Origin of the sequence: Antarcticimicrobium sediminis (genome assembly GCF_004348975.1) — a bacterium.
Lineage (GTDB): Bacteria > Pseudomonadota > Alphaproteobacteria > Rhodobacterales > Rhodobacteraceae > Antarcticimicrobium > Antarcticimicrobium sediminis.
The window spans coordinates 188,438-208,061 of sequence record NZ_SMFP01000001.1 but is presented as its reverse complement, the minus strand read 5'-3'; the positions used below and the strand labels follow the sequence as shown (position 1 = coordinate 208,061).

The following is a 19,624-nucleotide window of genomic DNA, read 5'->3' as shown; positions in this document are numbered from 1 at the left end:
CGCGCCGTCGTCTTTCTGCCACTTCCGGGGTTGTCTTGCTGCGCCAAGCTGCTAAGTCGCCGCTTTCTGCTATGATGTCCCCCAAGACCCGAGGCGCGACCCGCTATGCAAACGCCCTATTACCTGATCGACAAGGCGCGGCTGCTGCCGAACCTGGAAAAGATCGCCCGTCTGCGCGCCCTGTCCGGGGCCCGCACCCTTCTGGCGCTGAAATGTTTTGCCACATGGTCGGTGTTTGATTTGATGAGCGAGTATATGGACGGCACCACCTCGTCCTCGCTGTTCGAGGTCAAGCTGGGGCGCGAGAAGTTTCCGGGCGAAACCCATGCCTATTCCGTTGCTTGGGCCGATCACGAAATCGACGAGGTGCTGCGCCAGTCCGACAAGGTGATCTTTAACTCGATCGGTCAGTTGGCCCGGTTCGAAGAGGTCAGCCGCGATCATGTGCGGGGGCTGCGGGTCAATCCAGGCGTCTCGACCTCCGATTTCGACCTCGCCGATCCGGCGCGCCCGTTCTCGCGTCTTGGCGAACAGGACCCGGCCCGGATCGAACAGGTCGCGGACCAGATCAGCGGCTTCATGTTCCACAACAATTGCGAGAACGCGGATTTCGACCGTTTTGATGCTATGCTGACCCAGATCGAGGACCGGTTCGGCGCGCTGATCAAACGCATGCAATGGATCTCCCTTGGCGGCGGTATCCATTTCACCGGCGAGGGCTATCCGCTTGATCGCCTCGCCGAGCGCCTCAAACGCTTTGCTGGTGAAAACGGCGTGCAAGTCTATCTGGAGCCGGGCGAGGCCGCGATCACCAATTCCACCACGCTTGAAGTGACGGTTCTCGACACCTTCGACACCGGCAAGAACCTCGCCATCGTCGACAGTTCGATCGAGGCGCATATGCTCGATTTGCTGATCTACCGCGAATCCGCCAAACTGGAGGAAAGCGGCGATCAACACTGGATGATCTGCGGCAAATCCTGTCTCGCCGGCGATATCTTTGGCGAGTTCCGCTTTCCCACCGCCCTGAAACCCGGCGACAGGATCAGCATTCAGGACGCTGCCGGTTATACGATGGTCAAGAAAAACTGGTTCAACGGCGTCCAGATGCCGGCCATCGCGATCCGCGAACTCGACGGCACAACCCGTCTGGTGCGCGACTTCACCTATGCGGATTTCTCGGCCGCGCTGTCGTGAATCCGTGACACGGAAAGTTTATCCATCCCAAAGACTTACGAAGGAGGTTCCTTGCGTTGAAACGTGACGTTCTCATCATCGGCGCCGGCGGCGTCGCTCAGGTCGTGGCGCATAAATGCGCGCAGAACAACGATGTGCTTGGTGCCATCCATATCGCCAGTCGGACGCTGTCCAAATGCGAGTCGATCCTGGCCTCGGTCCGCGACAAGGGCGCGATGAAGCAAGACGGCACGCTCAAGGCGCATCAGGTCGATGCGATGGACACCGCCGCCGTCGCCCAGCTTATCCGCGACACCGGCGCGCAAATCGTGATCAACGTCGGCTCGGCCTTCGTCAATGCCTATGTGCTGGACGCCTGTATCGAGACCGGCGCCGCCTATATCGACACCGCGATTCACGAAGACCCGGACAAGATCTGCGAGACCCCGCCGTGGTATTCCAACTATGAATGGAAGAAACGCGATCTCTGCGCACAAAAAGGCGTGACCGCGATCCTTGGCGCCGGCTTTGATCCGGGCGTCGTCAACGCCTTTGCCCGCTTTGCCATCGACCAGATGGACAGCGTCAAAAGCATCGACATCGTCGACATCAACGCGGGCGATCACGGCAAGTATTTTGCCACCAATTTTGACCCGGAAATCAATTTCCGCGAATTCACCGGCACCGTCTACTACTGGGAGGACCAGCAGTGGAAGGAAAAGGCGATGTTCGAGAGCGGCCGCGACTGGGATCTGCCCGTTGTCGGCAAGCAGCGCGCCTATCAGTCCGGCCATGACGAGGTGCATTCGCTCGCCGTCAACTATCCGGACGCCGACGTGCGGTTCTGGATGGGCTTTGGCGATCACTACATCAACGTCTTTACCGTGCTGAAAAACCTTGGCCTGCTGTCGGAACAGCCGGTGAAAACCGCCGAGGGGCTCGAGGTGGTGCCGCTCAAACTGGTCAAGGCCGTGCTGCCCGACCCCGCGTCGCTGGCGCCGGGCTACACCGGCAAGACCTGCATCGGTGATCTGGTCAAGGGCGTGAAGGACGGCGAAGAAGTCGAGCTTTTTGTCTACAACGTGGCCGACCATGCCGAGGCTTACAAGGAAGTCGGCAGCCAGGGCATCTCCTACACCGCCGGCGTGCCCCCCGTCGCCGCCGCCCTGCTGGTGGCCTCGGGCGCGTGGGACGCGGGCACCATGAAGAACGTGGAAGAGTTGGACCCGAAGCCTTTCTTCACCCAGCTCGACCGCCTCGGCCTGCCCACACGGGTCAAGGACGCCCGCGGCGACCATCCCTGGAACGCCTGAGGCGGGGCAGGGGACGACATCGGAGAGCGCACCCCCACTGAAAAATAGGCGCACGCCCCCGCAGAGATCTGCGGGGGCGTTGTTGTTTGGGGGGCAATTGGGGGATTCACTTTTGCTGCAGCTATGTTAAGCTACTGCAGCAGGATCGCTTGGTAACCGCTGCCTCGAACAGCAGATGATAGGCGGACCAGCGGACGCTCGACCCATAGGATATTGAGCTATCGCTTCTGGTCAAACCGGCCCCGATCCTGCGCCGTTTCTCTTTTTGAAAAACCATAGTGCAAAAATATTTCTGCCTGTTCAGCTGTTAAAGTTAAGATCTGCGGGTTTGTGGGCTGAAGTACTAGGCCAAAATCTCTTATTTCGTTGAACTCGTCTCGTGCCATGATGGGAGCTAACTTGGTCGCAGCGTCTATACTTCTATTTTTGTTTTCAATATTTAGCGCTCGAAATACTGCACTTGCAATTATGTCAGAGCACTGTAATCCTGGATCTTGATAATGAGGAATGTAGTCTATCAGTTGAAAGCTTAAAAATCGAAAATCAATTTTTCTTTTTTTAAGAACCGGATCTCTCTGCAGTCGTAGCCACTCCAAATATGCCTTCGTTTGCCCATAAGAATGACCGCCGCGTTTGCTGAAGAGAATTTTGACCTTGTCTTCACTTCTTGGAGTACTTGCGCAATCGCGCAAGCAGAACTCTGTAACCCTCTCAAGAAGGACGCGAACTAGCCAGTTGTAGAACCATTGTTTTCCCCCGGCTTGAGCTGCTCTTTCGTTTCTGTACCCACGCATATTTTTCTTGTTAGAAGCAACAACGAACGCCCGTGCTGGATGACTCGCCAGCAATTCGGCCGCTCGGGTTCCTTTCATTGGGCTTAACTCGCGAAAATGAATTATTGGGGACTGGCATTGAATTTTGTCTGAGATACTATCAAGCCAATCGCGACAAGAATTTTCATGTTCCGCTCTAATTAGGTATCCAGACAGGATCAACCATTCACTTGCGCCATTTGCGTCAATTGGCCTGATCTTGGTTAGGCCGTCATCTCCGGCTTCATCAATGTAGAGTACATATTTGTAAGAACTCATGATTTCGTGATCCATCTAGCGCCAAACTACCTTGTCTGGATGAATGCGGTTTTGCAAGTTTAAGTGTTTAGTTCCAAGGTACGGTAGTCTTTACGATTGTGGAATCTCGCAAACCTCACGCCCTGCGCGGTCTTCCCGCTGGATGCCACCGCAGCATCCCTCACTATGGCCTCCGAACGGTCAACTGCTCCGCCAGTGTCCCCGGGGGGAGATCACCAACACATCTGGTAAGGTGCCTATACCTGACGGCGGCTCTGTTTGCGCTGTTTGCCGCCACCCCGCGCCTCTCGACCAAGATAGTGATTTCGTCATAAACTCGCGCTATCAATAGAGAACACCGCGCGCGGGCTTGTCTGCGCGCGCTGCGCACCTAACTGATGGATGCCATCCGACGCAGAACGCATGGGGACAGACATGGATCTCAGGGCTTATACGCGACACTATGCCAAGCAGGACAACCGCTTGGCCGCGCTCAGCTATTTCGGCACCTTTGCGGTCTATTTCACCTCGCTCTATCTGGCGATCGCCTATGCGGCGCAATGGTACGTGATGATCCCCGCCGGGATCGTCTATGCGTTTTCGGCGATACGGCTCTATGTGCTGCAGCACGATTGCGGCCACCATTCCCTGTTCGTGACGCGGGCGCAGAACGAATGGGCCGGTCATGGGTTGTCGCCCTTCACCTTTGCCCCGTTCGAGGTGATGAAGCAGAACCACAACCTGCACCATTCCGGCATCGGCAATCTGGAGCATCGCGAAACCGGCGAGATCCACACAATGACCCTGCGCGAATGGAACGCGGCGGGGTTCTGGCCACGGCTGCAATACCGGCTGTATCGCAACCCTTTTGTTCTGGTGCCTGCGGGCGCGCTGTTCACCTATTTCATCCGCTATCGCTGGCCCAAGAACACCACCCGTTTCGGCGTCAAAGGGGTGTTGCTGCACAATCTCGCGTTGCTGATCTGGGTCGGGCTGATCTTTGCGCTTTCGGGCTGGACCGGCGTGGGCGTCTATTTCGCCTTTTCGCTGCTGGGCGGCATGATCGGGGTATTCCTTGTCTATCTGCAGCATAATTTCGAGGACACCTATTGGGACCGCCGCCCCGATCTTGACCCGCAGATCGCCGCACTGCAGGGGTCTTCGGCGCTGGATTTCGGCTGGGCTTTTGATCTGGCGGTGGCCTGCATCACCCTGCATGACATCCACCATTTCAACGCGCGCATTCCCTCGTACCGGCTGCGCGCCTGCCATTATAACCTGCCGCCCGAATACGCCCCGCGCCGGATCAAATTCCCCGAGGCGGTGGCGGCGCTGAACCTCAAGCTTTGGGATGAAGAGGCCAAGCGTCTGGTACCCTTCCCGAAACGCGACCCCGACGGGTTGGGCGCGCAAGCGACGTCTGGCTAAGCGGCTCGACCTCTGGCTGACCCGATCACCGCAGATCGCCGTTGAATTCCCGCCACACCCTTGGCAGGATACTTCTCGTTGTACTTTTACGTGTACGATCAGGTGACGGCCCGCGCGCGGCTGCCAGCGCCCGCCCCGGCGGGGGGGGGCAGCCCTCACACCGCCCGGTAGACAGAAGGATAAAAAATGACCCAGCTCACCGACATCCGCGGTATCGGCCCCGCGCTTGCCCATGCTCTGAGCGAGCATGCCATCTCAACGCCCGAAGCCTTGGCCGCGGCCACACCGGCGGATTTGCTTGCGGTGCGCACCATTGGCCCGGCTCGGGCCAAGGCGCTGATCGCGGCGGCCAAGGCTGCGGTTTCCGGCGCCACACCCGCAGCGACGACCACTGCGACACCCGCGGCCAAACCTGTCGCCAAACCCGCCGCTTCGGTGCCCGCGAAGCCGGTCGGCACCGCGCTGGCGAAACCGATTCCACCGCGCAAATCATCAGCCAAGCGCGCCCCGCGCCGCCCCGCTGTCACCGCGCCTGTGGTCCTCTCCAAAGCTGGGCAGGCCAAACCGGCCGAGACCGAGGCCGATATCCGCGCCAGCAAAAAGGCCAAGGCCAAGGCCAAGGCGGAAAAGTCCAAGAAATTGGCCGCGCTTTTGACCGAGGAATTCGAGAAGGCCAAGAAAAAGGCCAAGGCCAAGGCGAAAAAGGTCAAGCTCAAGGCGAAAGAAGCCAAGCTGAAAGACAAAAAGCCCAAGAAGGGCAAGAAGAAGAAATCTGCCTGATCTCTGTCCCAACGCCCAATCTTCGCGCTTGGCATAAAAACCCGGCGCATAAAAAACCCGGCGCATAGGGAATACGCCGGGCAATACAGAAACAGGGCCAATCCCCGGCCGCGACAGCGCGCGGCCGATGGGGTCAGGTCAGCGTGCCGTCGGCGCCCAGCAACGTCTTGCCGCCCAGATAGGGCGCCAGCACCTCGGGCAGGGTGACCGAACCATCGGCGTTCTGCCCGTTTTCCAGCACCGCGATCAGGCAACGCCCCACCGCCAGCCCCGAGCCGTTCAGCGTATGCACGAACTCTGGCTTGCCACCGCCCTCGGGACGGAACCGCGCGTTCATCCGCCGGGCCTGAAACGCGCCGGTGGTCGAGACGCTGGAAATTTCGCGATAGGTGTCCTGCCCGGGCAACCAGGCCTCGATGTCAAAGGTGCGCCGGGCGCCAAACCCCATGTCGCCGGTGCACAGGATGATGGTGCGATAGGGCACCCCCAGTTTTTCCAGCAGCCCCTCGGCGCAGCGCAGCATGCGTTTTTGCTCCGCGTCGCTCTCATCAGGGTGGGTGATCGACACCATCTCGACCTTTTCGAACTGGTGCTGGCGCAACATCCCCGAGGTATCCTTGCCGGCGCTGCCCGCCTCGCTGCGGAAACAAACCGTATGCGCGGTCATGCGGATCGGCAGCGTCGCGGCGTCCAGAATCTCGCCCGCCACGGAATAGGTCAGCGGCACTTCCGATGTGGGAATCAGCCACCAGCCGTTTGTGGTCTGATAGCTGTCCTCGCCGAATTTCGGCAGCTTGTCGGTGCCATACATCGCTTCGTCACGCACCAGAACCGGGGTCTGGGTTTCGGTCAGCCCGTTTTCGTCCACATGGGTGTCGAGCATGAATTGCGCCAGCGCCCGGTGAATCCGCGCCACCGCGCCACGCAGCACCACGAAACGCGCGCCGCTGATCTTGACGCCGGTCTCGAAATCCATCCCCGGGATCACGCCTTCGATCTCGAAATGCTCTTTCGGCGCGAAATCCAGATCGCGCGGGGTGCCCCAGCGGCTCACCTCAACATTGTCGGCCTCGTCCGCACCATCGGGCACATCGTCGGCTGGCTGGTTCGGCAGGCGCGCCAGCTTGTCGGTCAGCTGTGCGTCCAACTCCTTGGCCTCGGTCTGCATCGCAGCGACCTCGGCCTTCTTCTCGGCCACGGCGGCGCGCAGCCGCTCGAACTCGGCCTCGTCGCCCTTGGCCTTGGCCGCCCCGATTGCCTTGGAGGCCTTGTTCTGCTCCGCCTGCGCGGTTTCGGCGGCAAGGATCTTGGCGCGCCGCGCCTCGTCCAGCGCCAACAGCTCGGAGGACACCGGCGCATCTCCCCGGCGGGCGAGGGCGGCGTCGAACGCCTGCGGGTTTTCGCGGATGGCGCGGATGTCATGCATGGGGTGGTCCCTCAAAAGGTGTGAATCGTTTGGTTCGCGTTATGCCGCAAAGCGCGGGCAGGGGAAACATCTCTGCGCAGCCCGGAGTAGGGGGCTTTCCAATCCGTCGTTCGACAGACCAGCGCGGCCATGCCGCGCAGCCCCCCATCCATCCCCCCAAGGGATGGGGGCATTCGCGAAGACCGAATGTTCGGGGGGAATCCAGATTGCCGCTTTCTCCTTGCGCCGCGCGAGCTTCTTGCCAACGTCGTCGGCGCCCTTATGGGGGAGAGGGGCGTGTTGCCGCACCTTGGGGCGTTGCGCATCGCGTCAGATCAGCGCAAATCCAACCAAACCGCACAAAACGCCGCTGCAACTCCCCAAACTGGCGAATCCGGTGCCGTGAAGCCCGGTCTGGGCTGTACAAAACAGCCCGGAAACTCCCCAATTCGTTACCTTGCAAAGCCCCCGGTCTGCGCATAGGTTCCCGGCAATCCGCGGGGTCGCCCCGCCTTATTCAGACCAAAGGATACCCCCATGGACATAGGCGCAATCGGCCAGTTTCTTCCGCTCATCCTGATCTTCGCGATCATGTATTTCCTGCTGATCCGTCCGCAGCAGAAAAAGGTCAAGGACCATCAGGCCATGGTCAGCGCGCTGCGCCGTGGCGATCAGGTGGTGACGCAAGGTGGGCTGATTGGCAAGGTCAGCAAGGTCAAGGACGACAACGAGATCGAAGTCGAACTTGCCGAGGGCGTCAAGGTGCGCGTGGTTCAATCGACCATCGCCCAGATCATCAGCAAAACCGAACCGGCGAAATAAGTCTGGCCCTTTAACCTACTGAAAAGGCTGGAAGATGCTTCATTTCGATCTTTGGAAGCGGGTGCTGATCTGGGCGCTCTGCGGTGTTGGCCTGTTGCTGGCGTTGCCGAATACCTTCTACACCCGTGTCGAGCAGTCCAACGATGCCCGCAGCGTGATCGAATCCGGGATGACGACCCCGGAGCTTGAGGCGCAGGCGGCCAAATGGCCGGGCTTCCTGCCCTCGTCGCTGGTCAATCTGGGGCTTGACCTGCGCGGCGGTGCGCATCTTCTGGCCGAGGTTCAGGTCGCAGACGTCTATGAAAGCCGGATGCAGGCCATGTGGCCTGAAATCCGCGACGTCCTGCGCCCCGAACGCGCCACCATCGGCACCATCCGTCTGCAGCCGTCCGCCCCGAACGCGCTGCGTATCCGCATCAGCAAGCCCGAGAATATGGATCGCGCGCTGGAATTGGTGCGCGGATTGTCCCGGCCTATTCAATCTCTTAGCGGCACAGGCTCATCCGATATCACGGTTCGCGGTGACAGCAGTGACATTATCGTGACGCTGTCGGATGCCGAAAAGCTTGCCTCTGATGATCGCACCGTGAAGCAGGCACTCGAAATCGTGCGCCGCCGCATCGACGAGGTTGGCACCCGTGAGCCCACGATCCAACGTCAAGGCACCGACCGTATCCTGATTCAGGTGCCCGGCATCGGCAGCGCCGCCGAACTCAAGGCGATCATCGGCACCACCGCGCAGCTGACCTTCCGTCCGGTCGTGGGGCGCGGCTCCAGCGCGGATGACAATCCCGGGTTGGGCAACGAAATCCTGCCCTCGCTGGATCAGGAGGGGGTGTTTTATACGGTTGAAACCGCCCCTGTTGTCACCGGCGATGAACTGGTCGACGCCCAGCCCAGTTTCGATCAGAACGGTCGCCCTGCTGTCAGCTTCCGCTTTGACACCACCGGCGCGCGCAAGTTCGGCGATTACACCCGCGACAATATCGGCTCGCCCTTCGCCATCGTGCTGGATGACGAGGTGATCAGCGCCCCGGTGATCCAAAGCTATATCCCCGGCGGCTCCGGCATTATCACCGGCAACTTCTCGGTCGAGGAAAGCACCAATCTGGCGGTTCTGCTGCGCGCTGGTGCGCTGCCGGCGGGGCTCGAATTTCTTGAAGAACGGACCATCGGCCCGGAATTGGGCGCCGACAGCATCGAGGCTGGCAAGGTGGCCACCGGGGTGGCTTTTGCCGGCGTACTGGTCTTCATGTTTCTGAGCTATGGTCTGTTTGGGCTGTTCGCCAATATCGCGCTGATCCTGAACATCGCGATGATCTTCGGGATGCTGTCGCTGATCGGAGCCACGCTGACCCTGCCGGGGATCGCCGGGATCGTGTTGACCGTCGGTATGGCGGTGGACGCCAACGTGCTGATTTTTGAGCGGATCCGCGAAGAACTGAAGACCGCCAAGGGCCCCGCGCGGGCCATTGATCTTGGCTATGAAAAGGCGTTGAGCGCGATTCTTGACGCCAATATCACCACCTTCATCACCGCCGTGATCCTGTTCGCGATCGGTTCCGGCCCCGTGCGCGGTTTCGCGATCACGCTGGGTCTGGGTCTGCTCACGTCGGTCTTTACGGCGATTTACGTGACCCGGCTGCTGATCGTGATGTGGTTCGAACGCCGCCGCCCTAAAACGATCGAGGTATAACATGCGATTGCGACTGGTTCCCGAGCAGACCTCGTTCGATTTCTTCAGCCGGTGGAAGCTCTGGCTGGGTCTGTCCGCCGTGCTGATGCTGGTGGCCTTCGGCTCCTTCATGGTGCGCGGGCTGAGCTATGGTATCGACTTTCGCGGTGGCACCACCATCCGCACCGAAAGCACGACCGCGGTTGATATCGGGGTCTATCGGGACGCTATCACGCCGCTGGGCTTGGGCGATGTGGTCATTTCCGAAGTGTTCGACCCCGGCTTTCGCGACGATCAGCATGTGGCGATGGTCCGTATTCAGGCACAGGACGAGCAGGAATCGATCAACGCCGATACCATCCAGTCCGTCGAGGTGGCGCTGCAATCCGTGCTGCCCGACATCAAGTTCGTCTCGGTCGAATCGGTGGGCCCCAAGGTCTCGGGCGAGCTGGTGCAGACTGCTGTTCTCGCGGTGGTCCTGGCCATCGGCGCGGTGCTGATCTATATCTGGCTGCGGTTTGAATGGCAGTTCGCACTGGGCGCTGTGGTGGCCTTGGTCCATGATGTGTTGCTAACCATCGGCATCTTTTCCGAACTTCAGATCAAATTTGATCTGGCGATCATCGCGGCGCTGTTGACCATTGTCGGCTATTCTCTGAACGACACGGTTGTGGTGTTCGACCGGGTCCGCGAGAATCTTCGCAAGTACAAGAAAATGCCGCTGAAGGATATTTTGAACCTGTCCATCAACGAGACGCTGAGCCGGACCTTGATGACCTCGGTCACCACGCTTCTGGCGCTGATCGCGCTTTTTGTTCTGGGCGGGGACGTGATCCGCGGCTTTGTCTTTGCTATGATCTGGGGTGTGATCGTTGGGACCTATTCCTCGATCTTCGTGGCCTCAGCGATCCTGTTGTATCTCGGGGTCAAACGCGACTGGTCCAAACCCGACAATACCACCGGAAACCAGTTCGCCAACGTCGACGCCTGATATATTGGTGCTGTCCCCGGTCCTGCCGGGGCGGCCACCTTGGGAGTGAGAGATGCGCCTGAACGAAGTGGTTTTCAACAACGCGGTTCCGATCGCGGGCTATGGCCCCGGGTTCTTTCGCATCGGGAACGAGGTTCATGAGGGCGCGGTTCTGACCGGGCCCACGGGAACAACGCCTTGGGCGGGCTATGACGATAGCGCCGCGCTGCTGGCGCTCGCAGGGACGGTGGACGTTGTTTTCATCGGAACCGGGGCAGAGATTGCCCATATCCCAGCCCCCCTGCGCAGGGCGCTGGAGGCGGCCTGTATGGGGGTCGAGGTGATGGCCTCTCCTGCCGCGTGTCGGACCTATAACGTACTGCTGTCCGAGGGGCGGCGCATCGCGCTGGCGATGCTGCCGGTCTGATGACGGGGACGGACGAAGTCGCTGCGCCTGCTAAACCGCCGCGCCCTAGCTACCCGGCAGGGTGATCCGGCGGGTTTCGCCGTTGCGCTGGAACAGGATCCCTTTTTCATCGATCGCCACGACCCGGCCCCAGGCGATCTGCGTGCCGGGGGTGACCTGCTTGATCCGCCCGCCGCGCAGGCGGACCAAGGCGCGAAAGCCCTGATCCCCGCCGACAAGGCCGATCAGCGTCATCTCGTGGTCGTCCAATACCTGCGGGGTCGTGGCCAGATCGGCCACGGTCGCGGGCGTCTGCCCCGCGTCGGGTTCGTTTGTCATGTGGTGTGTCCTTGCGGCGCGCCGGGAGCGGGCATGTCCGTCTTGTTGAAAAGCTCGGAGGCCGGTCTAGCCGGTTGCCAAGGGCGGCGAAAGCCCCCCAAGGGGCGGCTCGGCAGGAACCTGCCGGGCCGCGGGGCCGTCTATTCGGCGGCGGGCTTCATCTCGAAACCCTTGTCGATCATGTCCGTCGGTTTCACCGGGTACTCGCCCGAGAAGCAGGCATCGCAATATTGCGGGCAGGCGGCGTTGCGCCCCTCTGCCTCGCCCACAGCCCGATAGAGCCCATCAAGCGAGATGAACTTGAGACTGTCCACGGAGAGGTGCTCGCGCATCTCGTCCTCGGTCATCGTCGCGGCGAGCAGTTTTTCTCGCTGCGGCGTGTCGACACCATAGAAACAGGGCCAAGCAGTCGGCGGGCTGGCGATGCGAAAGTGCACTTCCTTGGCGCCGGCATCCAGGATCATTTCCTTGATCTTGCGGCTGGTGGTGCCGCGCACGACGGAATCATCCACCAAGATCACCCGCTTGCCGCGGATCAGGGCCCGGTTGACGTTCAGTTTCAGCCGTACGCCCATGTTGCGGATCTGCTCGGTCGGCTCGATAAAGGTCCGGCCCATATACTGGTTGCGGATGATCCCCATCGCATAGGGGATGCCGGATTCCTGGCTAAAGCCGATTGCCGCCGGGGTGCCGCTGTCGGGCACCGGACAGACCAGATCGGCATCAACCGGGCTTTCCTTGGCCAGTTCACGACCGATGGCAGCGCGGGTCTCATAGACGCTGCGCCCGCCCAGAATACTGTCGGGGCGCGAGAAGTAGACATGTTCAAAGATGCAGAACCGTGGCTTTTGCCGGCGGAAGGGGAACAGGCTTTCGACCCCGCCCTCGGTCGAGATGACGACCATTTCGCCCGGCTCGATCTCGCGCACGAAATCGGCGCCGATGATGTCGAGCGCGCAGGTCTCGGAGCTGATCACCCAGCCATCACCGATCTGTCCCAGCACCAGAGGACGCACGCCCAGCGGATCGCGCACGCCAATAAGCTGGCTGCGGGTCATCGCGACGATCGAGAACGCCCCCTCGACCCGGCGCAGCGCATCCTCCATCCGTTCGGGGATGTCGCGTTGCAGGGAGCGGGCCATCAGGTGGATGATGCATTCGCTGTCCGAACTCGACTGAAAGATCGAGCCGCGCTCGATCAATTCGCGGCGCAGCGCGTCGGCATTGGTGATGTTGCCGTTATGGGCGATGGCCGCGCCGCCCATGGCGAATTCACCAAAGAACGGTTGCACGTCGCGGATCGCGGCGCCTTTTGATCCGGCGGTGGAATAGCGCACATGCCCGATGGCCAGCGGCCCGGGCAGGGTTTCCATGATGTCGGTCGAGGTGAAGTTGTCGCGCACATAGCCAAAGCGGCGGGCCGAGTTGAACCCTTGCTCTGGATCGTGGGACACGATTCCTCCAGCTTCTTGCCCGCGATGCTGTAACGCATGCAGGCCGAGAGCGACGAAATTGGCGGCGTCCTGTACGCCGATAACGCCAAATACGCCGCATTCTTCATGCAGCTTGTCGTCATCGAACGGGTGGGCGAGGGGCATTTGCAGCGTCGACACGGGAGGGTAGCTCCATATCCGTTGGCGATATCCGCCCCACATACTGGGATGTGGGGCGAGTGTCACGAAAGGATCACAGATTCTGGCCAATCTCGGCCGGTGCGCAGTGCCGCAGCACAGGATGTGGGGCGCGATCCCCCTTAGTCGGGGCCAGAGTTTGGAGGTCGCACCGCCACGGGATCGCGGAATTTGCCACCACAAAGCCGGGTCAGGAGCTGGCGGCTTTCGCGGTAGCTCAGGATACGGTGGCAGGTTTCCGGGGTCGGACCGGGCACATGAAGCAACACGCCGGTCTGGGCAAAGACGATCTCTTCGGTATCGAAATGCAGGGCGACACCGCCACGCAGGGCAAAACCGGACACCGTACGCATGCCGCAGAAGCCGGTGGCGGCGGGCACCGGGACCAGCACCAGAGGCGCGTCGAACAGGGTCTTGCAGGCCGGGTCCATCAGCGCGAAGTGCTGGCCGGTGGTCAGCCGCAGGTCAGAGCAATTGCCCATCGTTCCCGCCGGCACCTGCCAGTGCAGGGGGCTGCGGTCGGGGGGCTGTCGGCAAAGGTCCACGATCGGGGTCATGCCCCGTAGGGTGCGCACATGATCGCCGCAGCGCAGGGATGCGGCAGGGCGCCATCCGCGCGCGGTGTCGAGAAGGGTTCCGGGGGCAAAGGTCCGCTCAAAGGCCCGGTCCGGCCGCGCACGCGCGGAGAGGATCGAGGACGGGGGGCGCATCGCCGCATCCCCCGGGGGGATTTCGTAAAACACTGGTAAACCCACTCGGTACTGGTTCCATGGCAACAGGGCCTGGGGGTACTTGGGGCGCGAAGTCGGTCGCTCAGGCGGCGCGAATGCGGCGGAACTGTGGCGACTGTTTCAAGTCGGAGCGATCCGGGTCACGGCACCTTGGTGCGGTGAAGGCCGAATCGCTTAACGGGCGGGGCAGCGGATGCCGCCGGGCCTGCTCAGTTGCCCTCTGGTGCGCCGCAGCTTCCGACCAAGCCTTCGTACTGGCGGGTGATCCAGCCAAGCGCCTGTTCGGGGTCGCGCTGTGCGATGGTGTCGCTCAGACGCGAGAACACCTGCGCCGAGCGGCTCTCATCGACGATGGAGAAGTCCTGCCCGGTCATCACCGTATCATAGACGAAAAAGGCGACCGCCACGAGCAGGATGCCGCGCGCTACGCCAAACAGGAAACCAGCCCCCTGATCGAGCCCTCCCAGCGCCGAGCGTTGCACCAGTGAGGAAAACAACGGCGTGAAGAACGAGGCCAGGATCAGCGCCAAGGCAAAAACGGCGGCAAAGGCGGCGATGATGCTCAACTCGCAGCTTTCGCCGATATACTCGCCCAGCACCGGGATTTCCCGGATCAGCGGTTCGGCATGTGGGGCGAAAATGAAGCCGAGCACAGCGGCCACGACCCAGCCCGCGATGGCCATTGCCTCGCGCATGAAACCGCGGGAATAGGCCAAGAGTGCCGAAACCACGATGATCAGGGCCACAACCCCGTCGATGATGGTGAAACCGTCCATATTCCTCGCCCGATTTGCCCTGTACGTCAGCCCGCGCCGAAAATGTCGCCGACAAAGCCGGTCAGGTCAGCAGGCCGCGTGAGCGAAAGCCCGCCGCCCGACCCGATCTTGCCGCCGGCCGGAGCGATTGCTGCGGTGAAACCAAGTTTTTGCGCTTCTTTCAACCTGTTTTCGGTCTGCGGTGCCGGTCGCAGGGCCCCAGACAGGCTTATTTCCCCGAAAACAACGGTTTCAGCAGGCAATGGCGCATCCTCGCGCGCACTTAAAAGCGCGGCGGCCACGGCCAGATCGGCGGCGGGTTCGCCAATCTTCATACCGCCCGCGACATTGAGATAGACATCAAGCCCGGTAAACGGGATGCCGCAGCGGGACTCCAGCACCGCTAGAATCATCGCCAGCCGCCCGCCATCCCAGCCGACCACGGTGCGGCGCGGTTGCGACAGCGACGAGGGGGCGACGAGGGCCTGAAATTCAACCAGAACGGGCCGGGTGCCCTCGATACCTGCAAACACCACGGATCCGGCGCTTGGCTCGCCACGCTCAGACAGGAACAGCGCCGAGGGGTTGGTGACCTCGGCCAGCCCGGCGCCGGTCATCTCGAACACGCCAATCTCATCCGCGGGGCCAAAGCGGTTCTTGACCGCGCGCAGGATACGGAACTGATGGCCGCGCTCGCCCTCGAAATACAGCACGGTATCGACCATGTGTTCGACCACGCGCGGGCCCGCGATTTGCCCGTCCTTGGTGACATGGCCGACCATGATCACGCTGACGCCGTGGCGCTTGGCGAATGTGGTCAGCTCATGCGCGGTGGCGCGCACCTGCGACACGCTGCCCGGTGCGCTCTCGACATTGTCGGCCCACATGGTCTGGATCGAATCGATGATGACAAGCTGTGGCCGTTCCTCTTCCAGCATGGTGAGGATGTTGCGCAGGTTGGTTTCGGCGGCCAGTCGCACCGGCGCATCGGCAAGGTCAAGGCGACGGGCGCGCATGCGGACCTGCGCGCTGGCCTCTTCGCCCGAGACATAGATGGTCTTGAGCCCCTTGCGGGCAAAGGCGGCGGCGGCCTGCAGCAACAGCGTCGATTTGCCGATGCCCGGATCGCCTCCCACCAGAACGGCCGAGGCGGGAACCAGCCCGCCGCCAAGCACGCGATCCAGCTCGCCCAGACCAGAGGCGGCGCGGGGCGGGGGGGCCTCTTCGACCGACAGATCGGTGAGCGGCACCGCGCTGCCACGCCGCGCGCCGAGCGATTTCGAGGCCGGGCCGGATGACAGCGGCACCGCCTCGGATATGGTGTTCCATTCGCCGCAGCCTTCGCAACGGCCGGACCATTTGTTGCTGCTGGCTCCGCAGGCCGAGCAGACGAAGGTTTTTGATTTCGCCATATGCCGTTATTGCCCGTCCGTGTGCGGCTTCTCAAGCCCTCGCATGTGGCGATCGGTCAGAAGGCCGAGAACCAGCGAGGCGAGGATGCAGAAGGTAAAGAGATAGAGGCCCCAAGCGACCTCGATCCGGGCATAGGAAATGCCCTTGGCCAGCGTAATGTACAAGGCAATAAGGAAAATGTCCGCCATCGCCAACTTGCCCAGCACCGTCAGCACCGGCAGGGCGCGGCGATCCAGCAAATGCCATTGCACCAGCGCCAGCCCGATGGTTTTCAGATAGGGCGCAAAAATGGCAAAGACGGTGGCGACCAGCGCCAGCACGACATCGGTTCCCCACAGCGATTGCAGCCCGGTGAGGACCGAGATTTCCGACAGCCCGAACAGCGGCAGGAACCCGGCGCGCAGCAGCGGTGCGAACCAAGCGACGGGGTAGAGCACAAGCAGGGCGAGATTGGCGAGGCGGAGGGTCATCACAGCGGCCTATCCGATTTCACCGGGTTTGGGAACGCGGATGCATCCGCGCAGCAGTGCACTTTTCTTCGAAGAAAAGTGACGAGAAAATTCGAATTTTCCCGTCGCGAGGGATCACCGCACCGCTTCGATCGGCCCCTCGGCGCGACCGTGGATGAACTGGTCCAGATAGGGATCGCCGGAGTTGTCCAACTTGGCCACCGGGCCGGTCCATTTGATCACCCCGTCATGCAGCATGGCCACATTGTCGGCAATCGCGCGGACACTGGTCATGTCGTGGGTGATGGTCATGGCCGTCGCGCCCATTTCGACCACGATCTCGCGGATCAGCTCATTGATGACGCCCGCCATGATCGGGTCGAGCCCGGTGGTGGGCTCGTCGAAAAAGATGATCTCGGGGTCGGCGGCGATGGCGCGGGCAAGGCCGACGCGTTTCTGCATACCGCCAGACAGTTCGGCGGGAAACTGATCGGCGGTCTCGGGTTTCAGACCAACGCGGCGCAGCTTTTCGATGGCGATCTCGCGCGCCTCGGCCTGCGGGCGCTTGAGCGCGCCGCGCAACAGGCGGAACGCCACGTTTTGCCATACGGGGAGCGAATCGAACAGCGCGCCGCCCTGAAACAACATGCCAAAGCGGGCGAGAAAGGCATCGCGGTCGCCGCTGGTGGTGTCCTTGCCGTCGACCAGAATGCGGCCCTTGTCCGGCGTGACCAGCCCCAGAACGGATTTGATCGCCACGGATTTCCCGGTGCCCGAGCCGCCGATGATCACCATCGATGTTCCCTTGGGCACCTCAAGCGTCAAGCCGCGCAGGACGCGATTGCTGCCAAAGGCTTTATGAACGTCCTCAAACCGGATCATACCGAGAAAAATGCCCCTGTGATCAAGAAGTTGGCCGCAAGGATCAGCACGGCGGCGGCTTCGACGCTGCTTTTGGTGGCTTGTCCCACGCCCTGGGCGCCGCGCCCCGATTGCATGCCGTAATAGCAGCCCATCACCGTGGCGATGCCGCCAAAGACGCAGCCCTTGACCAGCGAGGAGACGACATCAAGCGTCTCAAGGAAATCGACCGTGTTCTTGAGATAGGCCGCCGGGTTGAACCCAAGGCTTTGGGTGGCCACGAAATAGCCGCCAGCGACACCGATCACGTCGCCCACACCCACCAGAATCGGCACCGTGATCAGGCCAGCCAGCAGGCGCGGCGCGGTGAGGTACTTCATCGGGTGGGTCGACAGGGTGACCAGCGCATCGATCTGTTCGGTCACCTTCATGGTGGCGATCTCGGCGGCGATCGACGAGGTGACGCGCGCCGCGATCATCAGCCCGGCCATCACCGGCCCCAGTTCACGCACCATGCCGATGGCGACGATCTGGGGCACGACTGCCTCGGCGTTGAAGCGCGCGCCACCGGAATAAATCTGAAGCGCCAGCGCGCCACCGGTGAACAGGGCGGTCAGCCCGACCACCGGCAAGGACAGCCAGCCGATTTGCACAAAGGCGTTGAACACTTCGCGCGGGTAATAGGGCGGGCGAAAGATATGGCTCAGGGCGGTGACGGCATAGATCATCACCCGCCCGATCGAGGTCAGCGCCGCCAGCACGGCCCGGCCCAGATGGGCCAGCGGGGACAGCAGCGCGGTCACGACTGATAGCTGCGCGAATAGCGTGCGCCCAGCGAGGTCAGGATTTCATAGCCGATGGTTCCGGCGGCATCGCCAAGATCGTCCACCCCCTGATGGGCGCCAAGCATGGTCAGGTAGTCCGGCGCCTCGTCGCCCAATGCGGTGATATCGACCGAAATCAGGTCCATCGAGATGCGTCCGGCGATCGGACAGCGGGTGTCACCATGCCAGAGGCCCAGAGTGCTGGCGAGAGCGCGGAACAGCCCGTCGGCATAGCCCGCCGAGACGGTGGCGATACGCGCGGGGCGCTGCGCCGTCCAAGTGTTGCCATAGCCAACGGTTTCGCCGGGCTGCACCTCGCGGGTCTGAATCACCGGCAGCTCCAGCGTGACCGCCGGACGCCCCGCTTCATAGGGGCGCGCGCCATAGAGGCCGATACCGGGGCGCACGACGTCGAAATGATAATCGGAGCCCAGCAGAATGCCCCCCGTGGCCGAGAGCGAACAGGGGATGTCCAGCCCTTCGGTCATCTCACGGAAACTGCGCAGTTGCTTTGCGTTCATGAAATGGTCGGGCTCATCGGCGCAGGCCAGATGCGACATGATCATTGCTGGCATCTGTTGCAGCACCGGCTCGCGCAGGGCGGCCCATTCGGCGGGCTCCATGCCCAGACGGTTCATCCCGGTGTCAAGCTGGAGGCCAAAAGACTGCTGCGGCAGCGATTCGAAATGGCGCAGCACCTGATCGACCGAGTTGAGCATCGGCGTCAGATCGTTATTGCGGATCAGGGTGGAATCGCCCGCCATATGGCCGGAAAACACGCCGATCATCGGCCCCGGCCCCAGCGCGGCGCGCACGGCGGCACCTTCTTCCGCTGCGGCGACGAAAAAGCGGCGAGCGCCGGCACGGGCCAGCGCGCGCGTGATGGGCTCGACCCCCAGTCCATAGCAGTCTGCCTTGACCACGGCGGCGGTGTCCGCGGCGGTCATTGCATCAAGGGTACGCCAGTTTTCGGCAATGGCGTTCAGGTCGATTGTAAGATGTCCGGTGCTCATGGGCTTGTTCTTGACTTGGGGGCGCGGGGCGTCAAGGGAAAAACCGCCCAGCGGCGGCCTGCCGCACACGCTTGGATGAAAATCAGGTGATGGGCTGCGTGAAAATCAGGATCGGGGCCTGCGTGCTAATCAGGGGCCGGTGCGGGGGAGGGAGTGCCACCAGATGCGCACGTCGCGCGCCAGACCCGAGGCGGTGAAGTCGGCCACCAACATACCGTCAAGCTCCATCCGGGGCAGGGGATCGCCGGGTTGACGCTCGGGCAGGCCGGTGCCGGTGGATTTTGCCCAGATCGCGAACAGCTCTTCCGAGGCGACCTGATAGGTGACGTTCCAATGGGCAATCCCACCTGCCGGGGTTTCGCCCAGCACCTCGTAGCGCAACGAAATGTCCTGTTGCAGCTTGATCCGGTTCCAGTAGGCGGCCAGTTCACCCGGCCCCTGCTGCACCTGAAAGGGGGTGTTGTGATAGAGACCGTCCGGGGTGAACAGGGCCGCGAAGCCCTGTGAATCCTGCGCCTCCCAGACCCGTTTATAGTCGGCCATGAACTTGTGGATCGGCATTG

Annotated in this window: 20 protein-coding genes; 8 read left to right on the top strand and 12 right to left on the bottom strand. The window is 61.9% G+C overall.

The annotated features are described in order from the left end of the window. The first annotated feature begins 105 nt into the window (after nt 1–105). Nucleotides 106–1,197, top strand: a complete 1,092-nt coding sequence (locus E1B25_RS00940; RefSeq protein WP_132826807.1) for a carboxynorspermidine decarboxylase — start codon at nt 106–108, stop codon at nt 1,195–1,197. 56 nt (nt 1,198–1,253) lie between these two features. Then, nucleotides 1,254–2,489: a saccharopine dehydrogenase family protein gene (locus E1B25_RS00935; RefSeq protein WP_132826806.1), complete on the top strand. Its 1,236-nt coding sequence runs from the start codon at nt 1,254–1,256 to the stop codon at nt 2,487–2,489. A gap of 218 nt (nt 2,490–2,707) precedes the next feature. Here the strand turns inward: E1B25_RS00935 and E1B25_RS00930 are convergent, their stop codons facing one another. Continuing rightward, nucleotides 2,708–3,595, bottom strand: coding sequence for a DUF3800 domain-containing protein (locus E1B25_RS00930; protein WP_132826805.1), 888 nt, complete (start codon nt 3,593–3,595; stop codon nt 2,708–2,710). 399 nt (nt 3,596–3,994) lie between these two features. Here E1B25_RS00930 and E1B25_RS00925 point away from each other — a divergent pair, with 399 nt between their 5' ends. After that, a complete protein-coding gene (locus E1B25_RS00925) occupies nt 3,995–4,987 on the top strand; it encodes a fatty acid desaturase (RefSeq protein ID WP_132826804.1) in 993 nt (330 codons plus the stop codon). 186 nt (nt 4,988–5,173) lie between these two features. Then, nucleotides 5,174–5,767 (top strand): helix-hairpin-helix domain-containing protein, encoded by a 594-nt coding sequence (locus E1B25_RS22720; protein WP_132826803.1) that lies wholly within the window; start codon nt 5,174–5,176, stop codon nt 5,765–5,767. Nucleotides 5,768–5,900: 133 nt separating this feature from the next. On the opposite strand, the gene serS is transcribed toward E1B25_RS22720, so the two are convergent. Further along, a complete protein-coding gene (gene serS / locus E1B25_RS00915) occupies nt 5,901–7,193 on the bottom strand; it encodes a serine--tRNA ligase (protein WP_132826802.1) in 1,293 nt (430 codons plus the stop codon). 516 nt (nt 7,194–7,709) lie between these two features. On the opposite strand from serS, the gene yajC reads away from it, so the two are divergent. Genes yajC through E1B25_RS00895 form a run of 4 tightly spaced genes read left to right on the top strand, consistent with a single transcriptional unit; the run spans nt 7,710 to nt 11,066 of the window. Next, the gene (gene yajC / locus E1B25_RS00910) at nt 7,710–7,994 is read left to right on the top strand and encodes a preprotein translocase subunit YajC (RefSeq protein WP_132826801.1); all 285 of its coding nucleotides are present in this window, start codon (nt 7,710–7,712) and stop codon (nt 7,992–7,994) included. A gap of 34 nt (nt 7,995–8,028) precedes the next feature. Then, nucleotides 8,029–9,690 (top strand): protein translocase subunit SecD, encoded by a 1,662-nt coding sequence (gene secD / locus E1B25_RS00905; protein WP_132826800.1) that lies wholly within the window; start codon nt 8,029–8,031, stop codon nt 9,688–9,690. 1 nt (nt 9,691) lies between these two features. After that, nucleotides 9,692–10,660, top strand: a complete 969-nt coding sequence (gene secF / locus E1B25_RS00900) for a protein translocase subunit SecF (protein ID WP_132826799.1) — start codon at nt 9,692–9,694, stop codon at nt 10,658–10,660. 52 nt (nt 10,661–10,712) lie between these two features. Further along, entirely contained in the window at nt 10,713–11,066 is a 354-nt protein-coding gene (locus tag E1B25_RS00895; RefSeq protein ID WP_132826798.1) for an Mth938-like domain-containing protein, read from the top strand. Between the two features lie 45 nt (nt 11,067–11,111). On the opposite strand, the gene E1B25_RS00890 is transcribed toward E1B25_RS00895, so the two are convergent. From E1B25_RS00890 to E1B25_RS00845, 10 genes are all read right to left on the bottom strand, one after another. Continuing rightward, nucleotides 11,112–11,384 carry a hypothetical protein gene (locus E1B25_RS00890; RefSeq protein WP_132826797.1) on the bottom strand — a complete coding sequence of 91 codons (273 nt, stop codon included), beginning with the start codon at nt 11,382–11,384 and terminating at the stop codon, nt 11,112–11,114. 140 nt (nt 11,385–11,524) lie between these two features. Next, entirely contained in the window at nt 11,525–12,982 is a 1,458-nt protein-coding gene (gene purF, locus E1B25_RS00885; protein WP_132827229.1) for an amidophosphoribosyltransferase, read from the bottom strand. Nucleotides 12,983–13,137: 155 nt separating this feature from the next. Further along, entirely contained in the window at nt 13,138–13,725 is a 588-nt protein-coding gene (locus tag E1B25_RS00880) for a Hint domain-containing protein (protein WP_132826796.1), read from the bottom strand. A gap of 230 nt (nt 13,726–13,955) precedes the next feature. Continuing rightward, nucleotides 13,956–14,522: a CvpA family protein gene (locus tag E1B25_RS00875; protein ID WP_132826795.1), complete on the bottom strand. Its 567-nt coding sequence runs from the start codon at nt 14,520–14,522 to the stop codon at nt 13,956–13,958. 26 nt (nt 14,523–14,548) lie between these two features. Beyond that, nucleotides 14,549–15,913: a DNA repair protein RadA gene (radA, locus tag E1B25_RS00870; protein ID WP_132826794.1), complete on the bottom strand. Its 1,365-nt coding sequence runs from the start codon at nt 15,911–15,913 to the stop codon at nt 14,549–14,551. A 6-nt stretch (nt 15,914–15,919) separates the two neighbouring features. Further along, complete coding sequence (locus E1B25_RS00865; RefSeq protein ID WP_132826793.1) at nt 15,920–16,384, bottom strand: paraquat-inducible protein A; 465 nt, start codon at nt 16,382–16,384, stop codon at nt 15,920–15,922. A 114-nt stretch (nt 16,385–16,498) separates the two neighbouring features. Next, the gene (locus E1B25_RS00860) at nt 16,499–17,245 is read right to left on the bottom strand and encodes an ABC transporter ATP-binding protein (protein WP_132826792.1); all 747 of its coding nucleotides are present in this window, start codon (nt 17,243–17,245) and stop codon (nt 16,499–16,501) included. Continuing rightward, entirely contained in the window at nt 17,242–17,952 is a 711-nt protein-coding gene (locus E1B25_RS00855; protein WP_425358917.1) for an MlaE family ABC transporter permease, read from the bottom strand. Before E1B25_RS00855 ends, E1B25_RS00860 begins: the two co-directional genes overlap by 4 nt. Before the next feature lie 71 nt (nt 17,953–18,023). Further along, nucleotides 18,024–19,061: an alanine racemase gene (gene alr / locus E1B25_RS00850; protein ID WP_132826791.1), complete on the bottom strand. Its 1,038-nt coding sequence runs from the start codon at nt 19,059–19,061 to the stop codon at nt 18,024–18,026. Nucleotides 19,062–19,190: 129 nt separating this feature from the next. Continuing rightward, entirely contained in the window at nt 19,191–19,622 is a 432-nt protein-coding gene (locus tag E1B25_RS00845; protein ID WP_132826790.1) for a nuclear transport factor 2 family protein, read from the bottom strand. Nucleotides 19,623–19,624: the final 2 nt, after the last annotated feature.

Coding starts and splice junctions, on each gene's coding strand:
- E1B25_RS00930 (WP_132826805.1), bottom strand. CDS start 3,595: ATGGATCACGAAATCATGAGTTCTTACAAATATGTACTCTACATTGAT.
- E1B25_RS00940 (WP_132826807.1), top strand. CDS start 106: ATGCAAACGCCCTATTACCTGATCGACAAGGCGCGGCTGCTGCCGAAC.
- E1B25_RS00845 (WP_132826790.1), bottom strand. CDS start 19,622: ATGCCGATCCACAAGTTCATGGCCGACTATAAACGGGTCTGGGAGGCG.
- E1B25_RS00855 (WP_425358917.1), bottom strand. CDS start 17,952: ATGATCTATGCCGTCACCGCCCTGAGCCATATCTTTCGCCCGCCCTAT.
- E1B25_RS00880 (WP_132826796.1), bottom strand. CDS start 13,725: ATGCGCCCCCCGTCCTCGATCCTCTCCGCGCGTGCGCGGCCGGACCGG.
- purF (WP_132827229.1), bottom strand. CDS start 12,982: ATGCCCCTCGCCCACCCGTTCGATGACGACAAGCTGCATGAAGAATGC.
- radA (WP_132826794.1), bottom strand. CDS start 15,913: ATGGCGAAATCAAAAACCTTCGTCTGCTCGGCCTGCGGAGCCAGCAGC.
- E1B25_RS00890 (WP_132826797.1), bottom strand. CDS start 11,384: ATGACAAACGAACCCGACGCGGGGCAGACGCCCGCGACCGTGGCCGAT.
- secD (WP_132826800.1), top strand. CDS start 8,029: ATGCTTCATTTCGATCTTTGGAAGCGGGTGCTGATCTGGGCGCTCTGC.
- serS (WP_132826802.1), bottom strand. CDS start 7,193: ATGCATGACATCCGCGCCATCCGCGAAAACCCGCAGGCGTTCGACGCC.
- E1B25_RS00925 (WP_132826804.1), top strand. CDS start 3,995: ATGGATCTCAGGGCTTATACGCGACACTATGCCAAGCAGGACAACCGC.
- E1B25_RS22720 (WP_132826803.1), top strand. CDS start 5,174: ATGACCCAGCTCACCGACATCCGCGGTATCGGCCCCGCGCTTGCCCAT.
- E1B25_RS00860 (WP_132826792.1), bottom strand. CDS start 17,245: ATGATCCGGTTTGAGGACGTTCATAAAGCCTTTGGCAGCAATCGCGTC.
- alr (WP_132826791.1), bottom strand. CDS start 19,061: ATGAGCACCGGACATCTTACAATCGACCTGAACGCCATTGCCGAAAAC.
- E1B25_RS00865 (WP_132826793.1), bottom strand. CDS start 16,384: ATGACCCTCCGCCTCGCCAATCTCGCCCTGCTTGTGCTCTACCCCGTC.
- secF (WP_132826799.1), top strand. CDS start 9,692: ATGCGATTGCGACTGGTTCCCGAGCAGACCTCGTTCGATTTCTTCAGC.
- yajC (WP_132826801.1), top strand. CDS start 7,710: ATGGACATAGGCGCAATCGGCCAGTTTCTTCCGCTCATCCTGATCTTC.
- E1B25_RS00875 (WP_132826795.1), bottom strand. CDS start 14,522: ATGGACGGTTTCACCATCATCGACGGGGTTGTGGCCCTGATCATCGTG.
- E1B25_RS00895 (WP_132826798.1), top strand. CDS start 10,713: ATGCGCCTGAACGAAGTGGTTTTCAACAACGCGGTTCCGATCGCGGGC.